The sequence below is a fragment of the Pseudochelatococcus sp. B33 genome, from assembly GCF_053570585.1.
Map to the genome: position 1 here is coordinate 172,114 of NZ_JBSEFH010000001.1, position 18,064 is coordinate 190,177.

Annotated in this window: 10 protein-coding genes; 1 reads left to right on the plus strand and 9 read right to left on the minus strand. The window is 70.6% G+C overall.

Annotation, left to right across the window (positions count from 1 at the left end; genetic code table 11):
• Nucleotides 1-57 precede the first annotated feature (57 nt).
• The 9 genes from ACUSIJ_RS00775 to ACUSIJ_RS00815 form a co-directional block, all read right to left on the minus strand.
• Entirely contained in the window at nt 58-3,015 is a 2,958-nt protein-coding gene (locus tag ACUSIJ_RS00775; RefSeq protein ID WP_449306437.1) for a bifunctional [glutamine synthetase] adenylyltransferase/[glutamine synthetase]-adenylyl-L-tyrosine phosphorylase, read from the minus strand.
• The gene (locus ACUSIJ_RS00780; RefSeq protein ID WP_449306665.1) at nt 3,012-4,427 is read right to left on the minus strand and encodes an ATP-binding protein; all 1,416 of its coding nucleotides are present in this window, start codon (nt 4,425-4,427) and stop codon (nt 3,012-3,014) included. The genes ACUSIJ_RS00775 and ACUSIJ_RS00780 overlap by 4 nt, the downstream gene beginning before the upstream one ends.
• 34 nt (nt 4,428-4,461) lie before the next feature.
• Nucleotides 4,462-5,145, minus strand: coding sequence for a response regulator transcription factor (locus ACUSIJ_RS00785; RefSeq protein WP_449306666.1), 684 nt, complete (start codon nt 5,143-5,145; stop codon nt 4,462-4,464).
• A gap of 154 nt (nt 5,146-5,299) precedes the next feature.
• Nucleotides 5,300-6,832 (minus strand): Do family serine endopeptidase, encoded by a 1,533-nt coding sequence (locus ACUSIJ_RS00790; RefSeq protein WP_449306438.1) that lies wholly within the window; start codon nt 6,830-6,832, stop codon nt 5,300-5,302.
• 159 nt (nt 6,833-6,991) lie between these two features.
• The gene (locus tag ACUSIJ_RS00795) at nt 6,992-7,450 is read right to left on the minus strand and encodes a cytochrome c-type biogenesis protein (RefSeq protein ID WP_449306439.1); all 459 of its coding nucleotides are present in this window, start codon (nt 7,448-7,450) and stop codon (nt 6,992-6,994) included.
• A gap of 9 nt (nt 7,451-7,459) precedes the next feature.
• Nucleotides 7,460-9,451, minus strand: coding sequence for a heme lyase CcmF/NrfE family subunit (locus ACUSIJ_RS00800; protein WP_449306440.1), 1,992 nt, complete (start codon nt 9,449-9,451; stop codon nt 7,460-7,462).
• 38 nt (nt 9,452-9,489) lie between these two features.
• Nucleotides 9,490-9,963, minus strand: coding sequence for a cytochrome c maturation protein CcmE (gene ccmE, locus ACUSIJ_RS00805; RefSeq protein ID WP_449306441.1), 474 nt, complete (start codon nt 9,961-9,963; stop codon nt 9,490-9,492).
• Nucleotides 9,960-11,120, minus strand: coding sequence for a c-type cytochrome biogenesis protein CcmI (ccmI, locus tag ACUSIJ_RS00810; RefSeq protein ID WP_449306442.1), 1,161 nt, complete (start codon nt 11,118-11,120; stop codon nt 9,960-9,962). Before ccmI ends, ccmE begins: the two co-directional genes overlap by 4 nt.
• A 106-nt stretch (nt 11,121-11,226) precedes the next feature.
• Entirely contained in the window at nt 11,227-14,925 is a 3,699-nt protein-coding gene (locus ACUSIJ_RS00815; protein ID WP_449306443.1) for an AsmA family protein, read from the minus strand.
• Between the two features lie 447 nt (nt 14,926-15,372).
• On the opposite strand from ACUSIJ_RS00815, the gene pepN reads away from it, so the two are divergent.
• On the plus strand, nt 15,373-18,012 hold the full coding sequence (gene pepN, locus ACUSIJ_RS00820) for an aminopeptidase N (protein ID WP_449306444.1): 2,640 nt from the start codon (nt 15,373-15,375) through the stop codon (nt 18,010-18,012).
• Nucleotides 18,013-18,064: the final 52 nt, after the last annotated feature.

Here is an 18,064-nt window from a genome sequence, read left to right on the forward strand (position 1 = left end):
TTGAGAAAAGAGTTATTTATATTTCAATATAATATATGGAAAACATGATCTAACGGATCAACTCCTGCTCGCCCCCAGAATCGTCTCGTAGACCTGGCGCACCCTTGTCCGCGTCTCGTCGAGGTGGAGCGCCAGCACCTTGCCGTCGGGCAGGCCGACGGCGTTGGCGATGCGGGTCACCACGGCCGGCGGCACCTTTTCGGGGTCGAACCGGCCATCGACGGTCAGGCGCTGCCACTGGAACACGTCCGACAACAGCCGATAGCCGGTGCGCAGCGTCTCGGTCGTCTCCTGCGGCACGAGCCCGAGCGCGCCCGCGACGTCGAAGACGCGGGCGGTGCCGACATCGGCCGTCAGTTCCGCGTGATCGGCGGCATGGGCCAGCACCAGATACTGCGCCAGGAATTCGAGATCGAACAGGCCGCCGCGGGCGAGTTTCAGGTCCCAGCCGTCGGCCTGCCCCTTTTCGAATTCGATCAGCGTCCGCATGTCGCTCACCGCCTTGGCGAGCGCGGCCCGGTCGCGCTTCTGGCGCAGCACGCTGCGGATGGCCTCGCCCACCTCGCGGGCAAGGCCGGGATGGCCCGCGACCGCCCGCGCGCGCGTCAGCGCCATGTGCTCCCACACCTCCGCGCGCTGCGCGTAGTAGTCGACGAAGCCGCGGAACTGGGTCGCGACCGGCCCCTGGCTGCCGGAAGGCCGCAGCCGCATGTCGACCTCGTAGAGCCGCCCCCGGCGCGTCGGCACGGTGAGCGCGCTCACGAGCCGCTGGGTCAGGCGGGCGTGATACACCACCGCGTCGAGCGGGCGCTGGCCGTCGCTGCGGCTGTGCTCGGGATCGAAATCGTAGAGCGCGACGAGGTCGAGGTCAGATGCCGCCGTCATCTCGCGCGCGCCGAGCCGCCCCAGTCCGAGCACGACCATGCGCGCGCCCGGCACCGTGCCGTGTTCGGCGGCAAAGGCCCTGTGGACGTTGTCGAGCGTCACGTTGACCAGCGCCCCGGCGATAGCCGCGTAGGCCACGCCTGCGGTCTCGGGCGCGATGATGCCGGAGATGAGCCGCGCGCCGGTGAGAAAGGTCTCCTGCCGGGCGGCGTCGCGCGCCCTGTCGAGGAATTCCTCGAACGCCCCGACCGCGGCTCCCGATTGCCCCACCGCCACGAGGCCGCGCACGCGCTCGCCCACGGTGCGCGCGTCGACGGCGGCGGAGAAGAAGGCCGGGTCGATCACCGCATCGAGCACGTGCGGGCTTTGCGCCACGATATCGGTGAGGCGCGGCGCGGAGCCGAGCAGATCGGCGAACAGCGCCAGCAGCTTGTCGTTGGAGCGCAGGATCGACAGCAGCTCGACCACGGCCGGGATGCGCCCGAACGCCTCGTCGAGCGCCCCGAGCGCCGCATCGGGGGCCGCCGTGCGCCCCAGCGCGGTGAGGAGCGCCGGCGTGATCTCGGTCAGCACCGCGCGGGCGCGGGCACTGGTGACGGCCTTGCGGCGGCCGAAATGCCAGCCGCGCACGGTCTCGGCCACGCGGGACGGCTCGCGGAAGCCAAGGCGCTGCAATGTCTGCAATGTTTCCGGATCGTCCCCCGCGCCGGTGAAGACGAGGCTGCCGGCATCGGCCGCCAGTTCCGGCGCCTCCTCGAACAGGAGCGCGTAGTGCTCCTGCACGATCTGGGCATGATGCGTCAGCGCGGCCGCGAAGGCTTCAAGGGATGCGAAGCCGCAGAAACGGGCGAAACGCTCCAGTTCGGCCGCGTCGGTCGGCAGGCGCTGGGTCTGCTCGTCGGCCACCATCTGTAGGCGATGCTCGATGGTGCGCAGGAAGACATAGGCCGTGGTGAGGTCGTCGCGGGCTTGCGCGGTGATCCAGCCGTCCTCGGTGAGCGCCTTCAGCATGTCGAGCGTGCGCCGGCCGCGCAGCGAGGGACGCCGGCCGCCGAACACGAGCTGCTGGGTCTGGACGAAGAACTCGATCTCGCGGATGCCGCCGCGCCCGAGCTTGATGTCGTGCCCCGCGACCGCGATCTCGCTGTGGCCGCGCACGGCATGGATCTGCCGCTTCATTGCGTGGATGTCGGCAATGGTGGCGAAATCGAAATATTTCCGCCAGATGAAAGGCTTGAGGTCAGACAGGAACCGTTCGGCAAGCGCAAGGTCGCCGGCGATCGCGCGCGCCTTGATGAAGGCGGCGCGCTCCCAGTTCTGCCCCACGGTCTCGTAATAGGTGAAGGCGGTGGGCAGCGCGACGGCAGGAGCGGTCGAGCCGGGGTCGGGCCGCAGGCGCAGGTCCACCCGGAAGACGTAGCCGTCGCCGGTGCGCTCCTGCAGCAGCTTGACGAGATCGCGCGCGAGCTTGACGAAGAACGCCGGCGGCGCATCGCGCCCCGTGACCGGCGCCTCCGGATCGTAGAACAGGACGATGTCGATATCGCTGGAATAGTTGAGCTCCCTCGCCCCGTGCTTGCCGAGCGCCAGCACCACGAGGCCCGAATCCCTTTCGGGATCCTGGCGGTCGGGCGGGCTGAAGCGCCCGGCTTCGACCGCATTGAGCAGGATGAAGCGGACGGCGCTTTTCACCGCCGCATCGGCGAAGGCCGAGAGCGATTCGACCACCGCCTCGAGCGGCCACACGCCGCCGAGATCGGCGAGCGCGACGAGGAGCGCGTGCTCCGCCCGCGCGCGCCGGATGCGGCGCATGAAAGCGGGCGCGTCAGTCTCCGCCGCTGCCTGCGCCACCTCGGCCAGGATGCGGTCGCGGCTGTCCTCGGCGCCCAACGCCAGCAGCCGCTCCAGCCGTGCGCCGTCGTTGACGGCAAGCCGCCACAGAAACGGCGAGTGCTCGCCAAGCCCTGCAATGAGCCTGCGCACCACGGGCGGCCACCGGTCGCTCGCCTCGATCTCGCCGAGATCCGCGAGCGCCCGCGCCTCGTCGGCGAGCACGGGCGCGCGGCCTATCCGCGCGATGAGCGGCTGCAACCCGGATGGCGCTGTCTCCGAAGACGCGGTGTCTGTCACGTGAGGTGCTCCATCGCCGCCTCCCCCGATGCGGGCGGCGGAGCGATCGTGTCAGAAACGGGCGCCAGCGGCAAGGCGAGCACGACGCGCAGTCCCGGCGCGTTGTCCGTCAGCGTCAGCCGCCCCTCGTGCATGCGCACCACGGCGGCGACGAGGCTGAGCCCCAGCCCGAAGCCCGGGCTGGTGCGCGACGATTCGAGCCGCGTGAAACGCTCCAGCACGTGCTCGCGCTCCTCCTCGGGAATGCCTGGCCCGCGATCCGCCACCTCGATCACCGCCATCTCCCGCCCGTCGGCGTCGCGGTCGCGCCGCGCGGCGATGACGATGGGCGGGGTCGGGGTTTCCTCGCACCTGCCGTATTTCAGCGCGTTGTCGACCAGATTGGCGAGCGCCTGGCCCGCGAGCTCGCGGTTGCCCGCGACCGGCAGCGCGAGGTCCGGCGCGATCTCGACCACGACCGGCGTGTGGGCCTCGTCGGCGACGGCCTCGTAGAGCTCGGCGACGGAGCGCGCCGTTTCCGCCAGATCGAACGTCGCGCCGTTGGCGGGGGTGTTGCCCGCCTCGAGGCGCGCGATGGTCAGCAGCGCGTTGAACACGCTGATGAGGCTGTCCGATTCCTCGATCGTATCCTCGAGCGCGCGCACGTATTCCTCGGTCGTGCGGGCGCTGCGCAGGGCCTCCTCGGCGCGGTTGCGCAGACGGGTGAGCGGCGTCTTGAGGTCGTGGGCGATGTTGTCGGACACTTCCTTCATGCCGGTCATCAGCTCGTTGATGCGGTCGAGCATGGCGTTGAGGTTCAGCGCCAGCCGGTCGAGCTCGTCGCCGTTGCCGGCGACCGCGAGCCGCCCGCCGAGATCGCCGGCCATGATGGTGCGCGTCGTCTCCGTCATGGCGTCGACGCGCTTGAGCACGCGGCCCATGATGAACCAGCCGCCGATGCAGGCGAGGATGGTGACGAGCCCGAGCGACAGCAGCAGCGCATCGCGGATGACGTTGTCGATGCGCTCGCGCTCGCCGAGATCCCGCCCCACCAGCAGCCGGAAGCCCCCCGGCAGGATGAAGACGTGGGCCATGGCCTCGCGCGAGCGCGGCTCCAGCTCGTCGCCGGGGCTGTAGAAGGTTTCGTGCACCCCGGGCCGGTCGAGGATGTCGAGCGGCACCGAATCGACATTGCCGGTCAGGTACTCGCCCGCGAAGGTGGTCACCAGATAGAGCGAGGCGCCCGGCTCGCGCGTGCGCCGGTCGATGACCGTGACGAGGCGGCGGATGCCGCCGATGCGGTATTGTTCGGAAAGGCCGCGAATCTCCGCCGCGATGGTGTCACGGATCTGCCCGTCCATCACCTGCCGCGTGTTCCAGCCCACATAGCCGATGACGAAGCCGGCGAAGAGCACGAACAGCAGCAGATACATGGCCGACAGCTTGAACGCCGTCGTGCGGAAAAGCTTACCGAGAGCCGTCACGGATCATGTACCCCGCGCCGCGAACCGTATGGATCAAGGGGGTAGCGTGACCCTTGTCGATCTTGGAGCGCAAGCGCGACACGTGCACGTCGATGACGTTGGTCTGCGGGTCGAAATGGTAGTCCCAGACGTTCTCCAGCAGCATGGTGCGCGTCACTACCTGGCCGGCGTTGCGCATCAGGTATTCGAGCAGGCGGAACTCGCGCGGCTGCAGCACGATCTCCTCGCCCGCGCGTGTCACGTTGTGCGACAGGCGGTCGAGCTCGAGATCGCCGACGCGATAGACGGTGGCCTCGCCGGCCGGGCCGACGCGCCGGCGCGCCAGCGCCTCCACCCGCGCCAGCAGCTCCGAGAAGGAGTAGGGCTTGGCGAGGTAGTCGTCGCCGCCCGCGCGCAGTCCCTTCACCCGGTCGTCGACCTGCCCCAGCGCCGAGAGGATGAGCACCGGCGTCTCCACCTTCTGCTCGCGCAGCGACCGGATCACGGACAGCCCGTCGAGCTTCGGCAGCATGCGGTCGACCACGAGCACGTCGTAATTGCCCTCGCGCGCCAGCGCATAGCCCTCCAGCCCGTCCGCCGCGTGATCGGCGAGATGGCCCGCCTCCCGCAACGCCTTGGTGATGTAGCCCGCAGCGTCAAGATCGTCTTCGATAACAAGAATTCTCACAGTCACGAGAATAGCCCCCCCTTTCTCCAAAGAAAAGCGGCTGCGTCCACTCCGCGGAGAAGACACAGCCGCGATGACAGCATTCTGGATGATAGCGTCTAAGTGCGGATCACCCGCCTGCGGATCACTCGCCCGCGGATCACTCGCCCGCAGATCACTCGCCGACGGGCAGCGCGATGAAGCGCGTGCCTTCCTGCGACTGCACGCGGAACAGCACCGCCCGCTTGCCCTCCTTGCGCACGGCGGCGACCGCCCTGCGCACGTCGGCGGGGCTCTCGACCTTCTGGCCGGAGACCTCCAGGATCACGTCGCCGGTGCGGAAGCCGCGCTCCTCGGCAGCGCTGTCGGGCTCGACGCCGACAACGACGACCCCCTCCTTGCCCGCGCCGCCGACGCTGCCGGCCGGCGCAAGCCGCAGGCCGAGGCTGCCGCCTTCACGCTCCTCGGCAGCGGCGGTGCCGCTGTCGCCGGGCAGTTCGGTGAGCCTCACCTCGAGGGTGCTCTCCTTGCCGTCGCGCCACACCTTCAGCTCCACGGTGGTGCCGGGGTTGAAGCCCGCGATCTCGCGCGACAGCTCGCGCGCGTCCTTCACCGGCTTGCCGTTGACGGCGGTGATGGCGTCGCCGGTTTTGACGCCGGCCTTGTCGGCGGGGCTGTCGTTCTCGACGCGGGCGACGATGGCGCCCTCGGCCCTGGAGAGACCGATGCTCGACGCGATGTCCTCCGTCACCGGCTGGATCTGCACGCCGAGGAAGCCGCGGCGCACGGTGCCGTGTTCGCGGATCTCGCCCACCACCTTCTGCACGGTCTCGGCCGGGATGGCGAAGGCGATGCCGACGCTGCCGCCGGACGGCGAGGCGATGGCCGTGTTCACGCCCACCACGTTGCCGGCGAGGTCGAAGGCGGGGCCGCCCGAGTTGCCCCGGTTGACCGACGCGTCGATCTGGAGGAAGTCGTCATAGGGGCCGGCGCCGATGTCGCGGCCGCGCGCCGAGACGATACCGGCCGTCACCGTGCCGCCGAGGCCGAACGGGTTGCCGACCGCCAGCACCCAGTCGCCGACGCGCGGCAGGCCCTCCGCGAAGGCGACGAAGGGATAGGGCCCCTTCTCGTCCACCTTCAGCAGCGCGATGTCCGTGCGCGGATCGGTGCCGATGACCTTGGCGGTGAGCGTCTTGCCGTCGTCGGTGCGGACCTCGACCTCGGAGCTCTTCTCGACCACATGGTTGTTGGTGACGATGTAGCCGTCTTCCGAGATGAAGAAGCCCGAGCCCTGGGCCTCGCCGAAGCGGCGCGGACTGGGACCGCGGCGGCCGGGGCGCTGCTCCTGATCGGGCGGCGCGCCGAAGCGGCGGAAGAACTCCTCGAACGGGCTGCCGGGCGGGAAGCCGAACTGCTGCAGCGACGGCGTCTGCTCGCTCTGCTCGACGGCGATCTTGACCCGCACCGACACCACGGCCGGCTTCACGCGGTCGACGAGATCGGCGAACGAGGTCTGACCGGGTACGACCACAGGCGCCGAAGGCTCGGCCGTCACGCTCTGGGCGTTGGCGGCGGTCGGCGGCGTGAAGGCGAAGTTGGCCAGCGTGCCGGTGCCCGCGAGCGCCGCAAGCGCAACCGCGCCGAGCAGCATCGAGCGGATGCGGGGGCGCGATGCGGGGGATTTCGTGGTCTTGATATCGGGCATCAATCTCTCCTGACAATCGATTCGGGCGGGGCTACGCGACACACCGAACCCCGCCGTGTTGATGACGACTATGGAGAGGCGACCCTTACGAGGGTATCAACGCAGCATGAAAAATCGGTAAGGTCGCCTTCACTTGCCGCAGGCCCATCCGCCGCAGGCTCACTCGTCGTCCTGGCGCAGTACGGCGTCGAGCTGCGCCTTTTCCTGCGCGCTGAGCGCTGTCGCCTGCCGCCTTCCGCCCTGTCCGGCAGAACGCAGCACGACGAGCGCGCCCAGCAGGAATATCGCGACGGGTCCGAGCCATAACAAGAGCGTGTGCGCACCGAACACCGGCCGCAGCAGCACGAACTCGCCGTAGCGCGCGACGATGAAATCCGTCACCTCTGCGTCGCTGTCGCCGGCCTTGAGCCGGTCGCGCACGAGAAGGCGCAGGTCGCGCGCCAGCGGCGCACTCGAATCGTCGATCGATTCGTTCTGGCAGACGAGGCAGCGCAGCTCCGCCGATATTTTTCGCGCGCGACTCTCGAGGGCAGCGTCCGGCAGCACCTCGTCCGGCTGCACGGCGGCGGCCGGCGCCGCCAGCGCCAGGAACAGGAGGAGGAAAGCCAGCCAGCGCATCGCCCGCCCTCACGAAGCCGCGGATGCGGCGGCGACGGCCGGCTTCACGCGGGCACGGGCCTTCCGGGGCACGCCGATGCGCAGCCGCCGGTCGGTGAGCGAGAGCGCGCCGCCGAACGCCGTTATCAGCGTGCCGATCCAGATCAGCAGCACGTAGGGCTTCCAGTAGAGCCGCACGCCGATGCCGCCGCCCGCATCCGGCTCGCCGAGCCCGACGTAGATCTGGCCGAGGCCGCGCGTCATCAGGCCGGCCTCGGTGGTCGCCATGCCGCGCGTGGCGTAGAAGCGCTTCTCCGCCTCGAGCGGGCCGACGGGAACGCCGCCGCGCAGCACCGAGAAGCGCGCCACCTCGGCCCGGTAGGTATGCTGCGTGCGCGGCGTCACCGCCTCGAGGCGCAGCGTGTAGGGACCGGCGGCGATGGTCTCGCCCGGACGGACGACGGCGAGCGTCTCCACCCCCCAGGCGGTCGCCGATATGCCGAGCACCACGACGCCGATGCCGGCGTGGGCCATCGCCGTGCCCCAGGCGGAACGCGGCAGGCCCCTCGCCCGCCGCCACGCGGTGGCGAGCGGCATGCCCCGCGTCCAGGAGCGCGTGACGATCTCGGAGAGCGAGCCCGCGAGCGCGAAGAACCCCAGTCCGACGCCGACGAGCGCCAGCACCGGCCCGCCGCGGGCCGCGACGAGGACGATCAGCGACAGGACGAGCGCCAGCGCGAGGGCGCCCAGCAGCCGCTGCGCCGCGCCCAGAAGGTCGCCCCGCTTCCAGGCGAGCGTCTGGCCGAGCGGCATGATGGCAACGAGCGGCATCATGATCGGCAGGAAGGTCGCCTCGAAATAGGGCGGCCCGACGGAAATCTTGTCGCCGGTCAGCCCCTCCAGCGCCAGCGGATAGAGCGTGCCGATGAACACCGTGGCGCAGGCGGTGGACAGCAGCAGGTTGTTGAGCACCAACGCCCCCTCGCGCGAGACGGGCGCGAAGATGCCGCCCTGGCGCAGCATGGGCGCGCGCCAAGCGAACAGCGCCAGCGAGCCGCCGATGAAGAACGTCAGGATAGCCAAGATGAACGTGCCGCGCTCAGGATCGGTGGCGAAGGCGTGTACCGAGGTGAGCACGCCCGAGCGCACGAGGAACGTGCCGATCAGCGACAGCGAGAACGTGATGACGGCGAGCAGGATGGTCCACACCTTGAGCGCGTCGCGCTTCTCCATCACCACGGTGGAGTGGATGAGCGCCGTGCCGGCGAGCCACGGCATGAACGAGGCGTTCTCCACCGGGTCCCAGAACCACCAGCCGCCCCAGCCGAGTTCGTAATAGGCCCAGTAGGAGCCCATCGAGATGCCGAGCGTCAGGAACACCCAGGCGGTCAGCGTCCACGGCCGGGCGGCGCGCGCCCACACGGCGTCGATGCGCCCGTCGATGAGCGCGGCGGCGGCGAAGGCGAACGAGATCGAGAAGCCGACATAGCCGAGATAGAGCAGCGGTGGATGGACCGCGAGGCCGATGTCCTGCAGCAGCGGGTTGAGGTCACGCCCCTCGAACGGCGCGGGATCGAGCCGCGCGAACGGGTTCGAGGTCAGCAGGATGAACAGCAGGAACGCGATCGTCACGGACGCCTGCACGCAGAGCGTCAGCGCCTTCAGCCGCTCGGGCAGGGATGGCGACAGCGCCACCAGCGCGCCGAACAGCGCCAGGATCAGCACCCACAGCAGCATGGAGCCCTCGTGATTGCCCCACACGCCGCTGATCTTGTAGATCATCGGCTTCAGTGAATGCGAGTTCTCGACGACGTTCAGCACCGAGAAGTCGGAGACGACATAGGCATAGGTGAGCGCCGAGAACGACAGCAGGAGGGTGGCGAAGGTGGCGATGGCGGCGGGTGCGGCCATGGCCATCAGCGCGCCGTCGCCCGCCCGCGCGCCCCAGAAGGGCAGCACGCACTGCACCAGGGAGAGGCCGAGCGCCAGCGTCAGCGCATAATGTCCAATCTCGACGAGCATTCAGACCCCGATGCCGTTGATGCCAAACGCTGTCCGTGTCACTGCGTCAGGGAGGGAGCGGCGGCATCCGCGACGCCGTCGGCATGCTGCCACAGCCCCTTTTCCTTGAGCGCGTCCGCGACCTCGCGCGGCATGTAGTTCTCGTCGTGGCGGGCGAGCACGCTGTCGGCGGAAAAACTGCCGTCGGGCGTGAGAACGCCCTCCGTTACCACCCCCTGGCCCTCGCGGAACAGGTCGGGCAGCAGGCCGCTGTAGCTCACCGCGATCTCGCCGGCGCCGTCGGTGACGACGAAGTGCACGCTCTGCCCGCCGGGCTTGACGACCGAGCCCTCCTTGACGAGGCCGCCGAGGCGCATGCGCGTGCCGGGCGCGATGCCCATCTCGGCGACGTCCGAGGGCGAGCGGAAGAACACGATGGTGTCGCGCATGGCGAACAGCACCAGCCCCAGCGCCGTCCCCAGCACCGCAAGCCCACCGGCGATCAGCGTCAGTCGGCGCTGCTTTCTCGTCATTGCCCGCTCTCCCCCTCAGGACGTGCGGCCGGCTCCGCCGGCGCCCGCTCATCCGTGATCTGTAGTTCGCCCGCCAGCGTTTCAACCGCGCGCAGGGCCTGCGTGTCCGCGGCAAAACGCGCGCGTGCCGACGCCACGGTGCGCGATGCCCCGGCGCGGTCGCCCAGAACGGCGTAGGATCGTATCAGCTGCAGCCAGTCGTCAAGCGAGGCCCCGTCGTCTGCCTCGACGCGGGCGGCGAGCTGCGCCACCATCCCGCGGATCGCCTGCATGCGCTCCTCCGGCGCGAGACCGGCGATGGCGCGGCCGGCGTCCGTCCGCGTCGGATCCTCGAGGGCCGCGATGCGCGCCGCCACCATGGACCGCCACGGCGCATCGGCCGGCGCGGAGGCCACGAGTTCGCGCAGCCGCGCGAGCGCCCCCGCGCGGTCGCCGTCCTGATCGGCAGCGATGGCGAGATAATAGGCGGCCTTGACGTTGGCGGGGTCGGCCTTGAGCGCGCGGTCGAAAGCCGCGCGCGCATCGGCGGTCACGACGCCATCGCCTGCCATCACCAGCGCCTCGCCCAGATTCGCGAGCCGGTTCGACGTCTCTCCGTTCAGCCGCAGCGCCTCGCCGAAGGCGCGCACCGCATCGTTGAAGCGACCGGCGCGCATGTAGATGGGGGCGAGCACCTCCCAGCCGCGCCCGTCGTCGGGCTGGCGCGCGAGATGCCCCTCCACCCGCGCCACCGCCTCGTTGAGGCCGAGCGCGCGCGGGTCGTCGACCGTCATGCGGCCGGCGAGCGGCGCGTCGGGAACGTCCGGGTGGCCGAGCGCGCCGTAGAGCGTCAGCGCGACGAGCGGAATGGACGAAATCGCGATCGCCGAGGCCGCGCGCCTGCGGCGCAGCGCCGGTTCGCCTTTCTGGTCGCCGTCATCGGGTTCTTCGGAGACGGCGCGCAGCAGACGCCGGGCTGCCTCGGCGCGAGCGGCCTCGCCTTCCGCCGCCGGCATGAGCCCGCGCGCCACCTCGCGCTCGATATCGGCGATCTGGTCGCGGAAGAACGCCGCGTCATCGACGCCGCCGCCCGCCGTCCGCGGCCTGCGCGACAGCGGCAGCAGCACCGCGAGAATGACTGCGCCCGTCATTAGAGCGAATAAAAACCAGATGGTCATGTGCCTTCATATCATCAGCTTCGCGCCCGCGCTGACACGTGTTCGCGGCGACATATGGTCACGGGCGGCCCGCGCGCGTCCGCAGCCGCGCTCCCATCCGCCGCACTCACTGCGGGCTCCGGACGTCGGGGCGAATGTCGAGGGGAGCGGGGATGGTCGGCGCGGGAGGGGAAGGCGCGCCGGTATCCGGCCCGTCCGTGTCTTCAGCCGCGTTTTCGGCCGGGTTTTCGGCCAGGTTTTCGACTGCCTGGGCCGCCAATGCCTCCAGACGCGCCCGCTCGGCCTCGGCGCGCTGTCTTTCCTCCTCCTGCTGCTGCCGTGCCCTCTCCTGCCGTTCCTTCTCCCGCCTTTCCTCCTCCCGTCTCTGTTCTTCCCGCCGCGCCCGCTCCTCCCGCTCGCGACGCGCCTTCTCGACGCGCTCCCGCGCCTCCGCCTCCATCCGCTCGATGCGGTCGAGCTCGCGGGTGAGGCCGATGGCGGCAAGACCGTTGGCGACGCTGCCGGCCTCGACCCGGCGCTCCAGGGCATCGAGCGGCCCGCGCCAGACGACGACCGCCTGCGGCGACGCGCCGCTCCAGCCCTCGGGAACGGCCACGCCGGAAAGGTGGGCGCGGGCGTCGAGCGTCAGGCCGGTGAGGTCGAAGCTGCCGCTCAGCCCGGCCCGCGCCCCGCCGGCTTCGAGCGCCAGGGGGCCGAAACGCAACGTGCCGCTCGCCAGGGTCAGGGGCGCGGCAAGCTCCCCGATCGGCCAGGCGCCCTTGTCGAGCTCTTCGGCCAGATGCGCGGCCACCTGCATGGTGTCGACATCCACCGTCGCGCTGTCGACGAGGGCCACGAGCGTGCGCTCCAGCGCGCTGGCGTCGAAACGCGGCACGGCGGAACCGGTGATGCGCAGTTCGCCGCCGCCGGCCAGATTGCCGACCAGCCCGGCCACGCTCTCGGCGGAGGCGCCGAATTCGAGCTGGCCCGCCGCCTCGCCGGCGATCCGCTCCTGCGTCAGCGCCGGAAGCGCCCTTTGCAGCGCCGTCTGGAGCGCCACTTGCCGCAGCGCGACACTGCCGCGCAGGTTGACCTGCGCGCCGAGGCGCTGCAGCACGATCTCGCCCTGCGCCCGCCCGCCCCCTTCCACGCCGGTGTCGGCGACCGCCACCGTCAGGGCCTCGGGCGAGACGTCGACCCGCAGGGACGCGTCCGTGAGCGCCAGCGCCGAGGTGACGGCGAGATGCCTCGCCTTCAGTCCGAGCGAACCGGTGAGCGTCGGCGCGGCCGTGCCCAGCCGCTGTGAGGACCAGATCTGCCCCGCCTGCGGCCGCGCCCCGGGGCCGAGCCAGAGCGCCAGCACGTCGGCGAGCGCGAGCTGCTCCAGCGCGATCTCGCCCTGAAGGCCGTCGCCCGCCAGCGACAGCCGCCCCGCCACCGGGCTGCCCGCCACGGTGCCCTTGAGGTTCTCGACGGCAAGGGCATCCGGCCGCCATTGCAGCGCGCCACCGAGCGAGGCGGCGACCGGCCCTTCCGTCGCGGGCAGCGGCCGGCGCAGCAGCGCCGCGAGCGCGCCCGCGTCCCCGGTTTCCAGTTGCAGCGGGCCGGACAACGACGCGCCGCTCGCGTCGGTGCGCCATCGCCCGTCGAGCGTCAGACGGCTCGTGCCCGCGGACAGGCTGGCGCGCCCGTCGAGCTGCGCGAACGAATTGCCCCGTGCGGCAATGGCGAGTTCGCCGGCCATGGCTGCGGGCGGCGGGCCGCCGTGCTCCGCGAGTCCGAGCTGCCGCAGCAGACCGCCGGCGTCGGGCGAGGCGAGCCGCAGATCGATGACGGCGCGGTCGCCCGCATCGCCGCCCGGATCGCTGACGATCCGCCCCTCGACGTCCGTGCGGGCGGCGCGGCCCTTCACCACCGCGACGAGCGGGCTGCCGGCGCCGGGGCGCGCGACCGTCGCCTCGAGGTTCAGCGGGCCGATCGCGGGCGCCGCGCGCTCAAATGCTTCCCCCCAGCGGGCGGGCAGGAACGGCCGATAGAACGCGAGCAATGCCGCGGGATTCTCCGCCTCCATGGTGGCGGCGATGCGCCCGCCCTCCTCGCCGATATGGCCGGAAGCCGCAAGCCGCGCGCCGTCGGGGTCCTTCAGCTCGAACCGCTCGATCGTCACCCCGTCCGCCGATGTCGAGAAGCGCGCCGCCATCCGCCGCCCGTCGGAGGCGGGTACCGTGCCGAAGCGCAGCCGCCGCGCCTCCAGCTCGATATCCAGATCCACGCCGCTGTCGATGACCGCCGTCGGATCGAGCTTCGGCAGCGCCGCGAGATCAACGCCCTGCAGGGCGAGCCGCGCATCGGCGCGCGCCCGTCCCCCTTCCGCGGCATGGGTGTAGAGCAGGTCGCCCGACAGCGCGCTCTCGCCCGCCGATACGTCGAGAGCGCGCACGGCGACGCCCGCCGGCGAGACCTCGACATGGCCGCGCAGCACGAGCCCCGGCCAGTACCGCAGGGTCTGGCTGAAACGCATCATCAGGCCGAGCTCGTCCACCGTCGCGGCGTTCGCGGCCGCGTCCTTCACCGCGTTGGCGAGCCTGCCGACGTCCCCGGCGGTGAAGCCGACCGTTCCGACGAAGCCCGATCCGGAGCCGAACGTGCCGTCGACCACCTCCAGCCTGCCGCCGCCCGGCAGCGCGAGATCGACGCGCGGCAGCGACACGCTCATGCCCGCCGGGCGAAGTTCGGTCCGCAGCACAGCCGAGGCGGGGCCGAACTCCTCGCCCGCGTAGGCCACACTGCCCACAGCGAGGGACAGATCGACCGGCAGGCCGCCGAGCAGGCGTTCCGCCGCTCCGGACAAGGCGTCGTCTCCCTGCGTCCACGCCGCCACGAACGGGCGGATGTCGATCCGCCGGCTGTCGAGATCGAGCGCCACGCGCGGCAGTCCGCCATCCCGCAGCACGCCCGCGTCAAAGGCGCCCTCGCCGTTGAGCACCACTGCACCGGCCCCCTCGCCGGAGCGGATTTCGAGATTGGAGGCGGCAAAGCGCCATCCCTCGCTGGCGATATCCGCCGTGGCGGTGAGGCGGTCCGGGTCCGCGCCGGCGGGCCGTGGCAGCGGCAGGGAGAGCGCCAGGCGCCCGGCGACGCCCGGCCGATCGCCCGGCTGCAGATGGCCGTCGAAGTCCGCCTGCGCGCCGATGTCCGCGTCGGAGGCGCGCAGCTTCAGCCGCAGACGCCCGTCCGCGCTCGGCGTGCCGGTGGCGGCATACACGGTGTACGGGCCGTAATGGCCGTCGACGCGCCACGGGCCGAGAAGGGCGGGCGCGCTCGCCGTGGCGTTGACGGGGCCGATGACGTGTTCCGCCGCAGCGCCCTCCGCCGCTCCCATGATGCGGATGGTTCCCTGCTCGACCTCAAGCCGCGCGACGCCGGCGGATTCGATTCCCGAGAGCGGCGCGCCGACCTGCGCCGGCAGGCGCAGCGCGCCGTGTTCGTCGAGGGCGATTCGCAGTTCGGGACGCACGAGCCGGGCGCTGGTCACCTCGATGCGGCCGCTCATGAGCGGCGGCGCTTCCAGCGCCACGTTCAGCCCCTCGGCGGTCAGGAAGGGCGCTTCACCGCCCACCGTGATCCGCTCCAGCTCGAGGCGCGGCGTGGGCAACAGCCGGACGGTGATCGCCCCTTCGGTATGAATGTCGACGCCGAAGGCCCGGCCCAGCGCCGCCTCGACATCTGCCCGCCGGTATTGCCAGTCGACGAAATAGGGCACCGCCAGCGCCGCGCACAGCACGGCAACGAGCAACACCGCGACAACACTGAACAGATCGCGCACCCTTAGCCGACCTATCGTTAGAGCATGATCCCGAAAAGTGGATACCACTTTTGAAAAAGATTATGCGCAAACAAAGCAGCGGAGCGGATGGCTTTTCAATGAAAAATCATCTCGCTCTGGAGACGGGAGATCAGCAGCCCGCCGGCCAATCCGGTCCGGACGGCGTTCCGCCCGCCGGAAATCGTCCTGTCGATGTTTATGCATGCGCACGCTCCGGGGCAATGCCTTTGCTGCGACAGGGCCACAGTTTCGGCTCTCGCGCGCGCACGAATCCGTTACGTCGCGGTAGGCCGGCCCATTCGCCGAATGGCAGCCATCCACCGGCGGTCGTTGCAATGGGGCTGCCGCCGCGCCACCATGGCCCCTATCAGCGACGGAAACGGCGCCGCCGGCCATCCCGCCGCCCGCCCCGATCGCGTCAAGCCTGTTCCCGTGGAGTCCGATTGCATGCGTGCCGAGAACGCCCCCCTCATCCGTCTCGAAGACTACCGGCCGACCGACTACCTGATCGACACCGTCGATCTTACCTTCAGGCTGCATCCGACCGATACCCGTATCGTCTCCCGCCTGTCGCTACGCCCCAATCCCGCCGGCCGGCCGGGTGCGCCGCTCGCGCTCGACGGCGACGAGCTGAAGCTCGTTTCGATCCGCCTCGACGACGCGCCGCTCGCCGCCGGCGCCTACACGGCGGCGCCCGACGGCCTCGTCGTCGCCGCGCCGCCGCAGCGCCCCTTCACGCTGACGGTGGAAACGGCCGTCGATCCGACGGCAAACACCAAGCTGATGGGGCTCTACCGCTCGAACGGGGTCTATTGCACGCAGTGCGAGGCGGACGGCTTCCGCCGCATCACCTATTTCCTCGACCGCCCCGACGTGCTCTCCGTCTACACCACGCGAATCGAGGCCGATGCCGACACGCCGCTGCTGCTCGGCAACGGCAACCCCGTCGAGACCGGCACGCTCGAAGGCGGACGACACTTCGCCGTGTGGCACGACCCCTTCCCCAAGCCGAGCTACCTTTTCGCCGTGGTGGGCGGCGATCTCGACAAGATCGAGGACGTGTTCACCACCGCGAGCGGCCGCGAGGTGACGGTTGCCGTCCACGTCGAGCGCGGCAAGCGCGAGCGCGCGGCTTACGCGCTCGATGCGCTCAAGCGCTCCATGCGCTGGGACGAGGAGGTGTTCGGCCGCGAGTACGACCTGGACGTGTTCAACATCGTCGCCGTGTCGGACTTCAACATGGGCGCGATGGAGAACAAGGGCCTCAACATCTTCAACGACAAATACGTGCTGGCGAGCGAAGACACCGTCACCGACGGCGACTATGCCAATATCGAGGCGGTCATCGCGCACGAATACTTCCACAACTGGACCGGCAACCGCATTACCTGCCGCGACTGGTTCCAGCTCTGCCTCAAGGAAGGGCTCACCGTGTTCCGCGATCAGGAGTTCTCCTCCGACGCCCGCTCGCGCCCGGTGAAGCGCATCGCCGACGTGCGCGTGCTGCGCTCGGCCCAGTTTCCGGAGGATGGCGGCCCGCTCGCCCATCCGGTGCGCCCGCGCGCCTACAGGGAGATCAACAACTTCTACACCGCCACCGTCTACGAGAAGGGCGCGGAGCTGATAAGGGTGCTGAAAACCCTTGTCGGCGCGCAGGACTTCCGCCGCGGCATCGATCTCTACTTCGACCGCCACGACGGCACAGCCGCCACCATCGAGGAGTTCGTCGCCTGCTTCGCGGACGCGAGCGGGCAGGATCTTGCCGCCTTCTCGCAATGGTACGAGCAGGCGGGCACCCCGCGCGTGAGCGCGCGCGGCGCCTATGACGCAGATGCCCGCACCTACCGGCTGACGCTCGCCCAGACGACGGCGCCCACCCCTGGCCAGCCGGAAAAAAGTCCCATGGTGATCCCGGTCGCGCTCGGCCTCATCGGTGACGACGGCCGGGAGATCGCGCTCGACACCGCCGACGGCTCGGTCCGAAACGGCGTGCTGGTGCTGGACGGGGCGGAAAAAACCGTCACCTTCGCCAATGTCGACAGGCCGCCCACGCCCTCGCTGCTGCGGGGCTTTTCGGCGCCGGTCATCCTCGACGCGGATCTCGCGGACGAGGATCTGCTGCTGCTCTTCGCCCACGATACGGACGCCTTCAACCAGTGGCAGGCGGCGCAGACGGTCGCGACCCGCATCATCCTGCGCACCGTCGCAGACGTGCGCGCCGGCCGCGCGCCTGAAGCGCCGGAAAGCCTCGCGCGGGCGCTCAGTGCCTTCCTCGACTCCCGCGCGCCGCAGGACCCAGCCTTCGCCGCCCAGGTGCTGGCGCTGCCGGGCGAGGCCGACATCGCCCGCGAGATCGGCAGCGATATCGACCCGGACGCCATCCACACCGCCCGCAAGGCCGTCCGGCAGACGCTGGGGCAGGCGCTGGCGGACAGGCTCGCCGGGCTATACGAAAAGCTCGCCAGCGACGCGCCCTATAGCCCGGACGCCGGAGAGGCGGGGCGGCGCGCGCTGCGCAACGCCGCCCTCGACCTGCTGACGGCGGGGGACGGGGCGCGCGGCGAGGCGCTGGCGCGGGCGCAGTTCGAGGCCGCCAACAACATGACGGACCGCATCAGTGCGCTCGCCACGCTGTCGCAGGTTCCCGGCGCGGCGCGCGAGGCCGCCTTCGCCGCCTTCGCCGCGCGCTATGCGGAGGATCCCCTCGTGCTCGACAAGTGGTTTTCGCTGCAGGCGACGATCGCGGAGCCGGAGACGCTCGACCGCGTGCGCGGCCTGATGGCGCATCCGGCGTTCTCGCTGTCGAACCCCAACCGCACCCGGGCGCTCATCGGCAGCCTCGCCATGGCCAACCCCACCCAGTTCGCGCGCGCCGACGGCGAGGGCTTCGCCTTCCTCACCGACATCATCATCGGTCTCGACAAGACCAATCCGCAGCTCGCCTCGCGCCTCGCCACCGCCTTCCGCACCTGGAAGATACTGGAGCCCGGCCGCAGGACCCACGCGGAAGCGGCGCTCAAGCGCATCGCCGCCATCACACCGCTGTCGGCGGACGTGGCGGATATCGTCGGCCGGTCGCTGGCGTAGACGACATCGCGGAGCGGGGCCGATGCTCCGCTCTTTTCATGTCATGACAGAC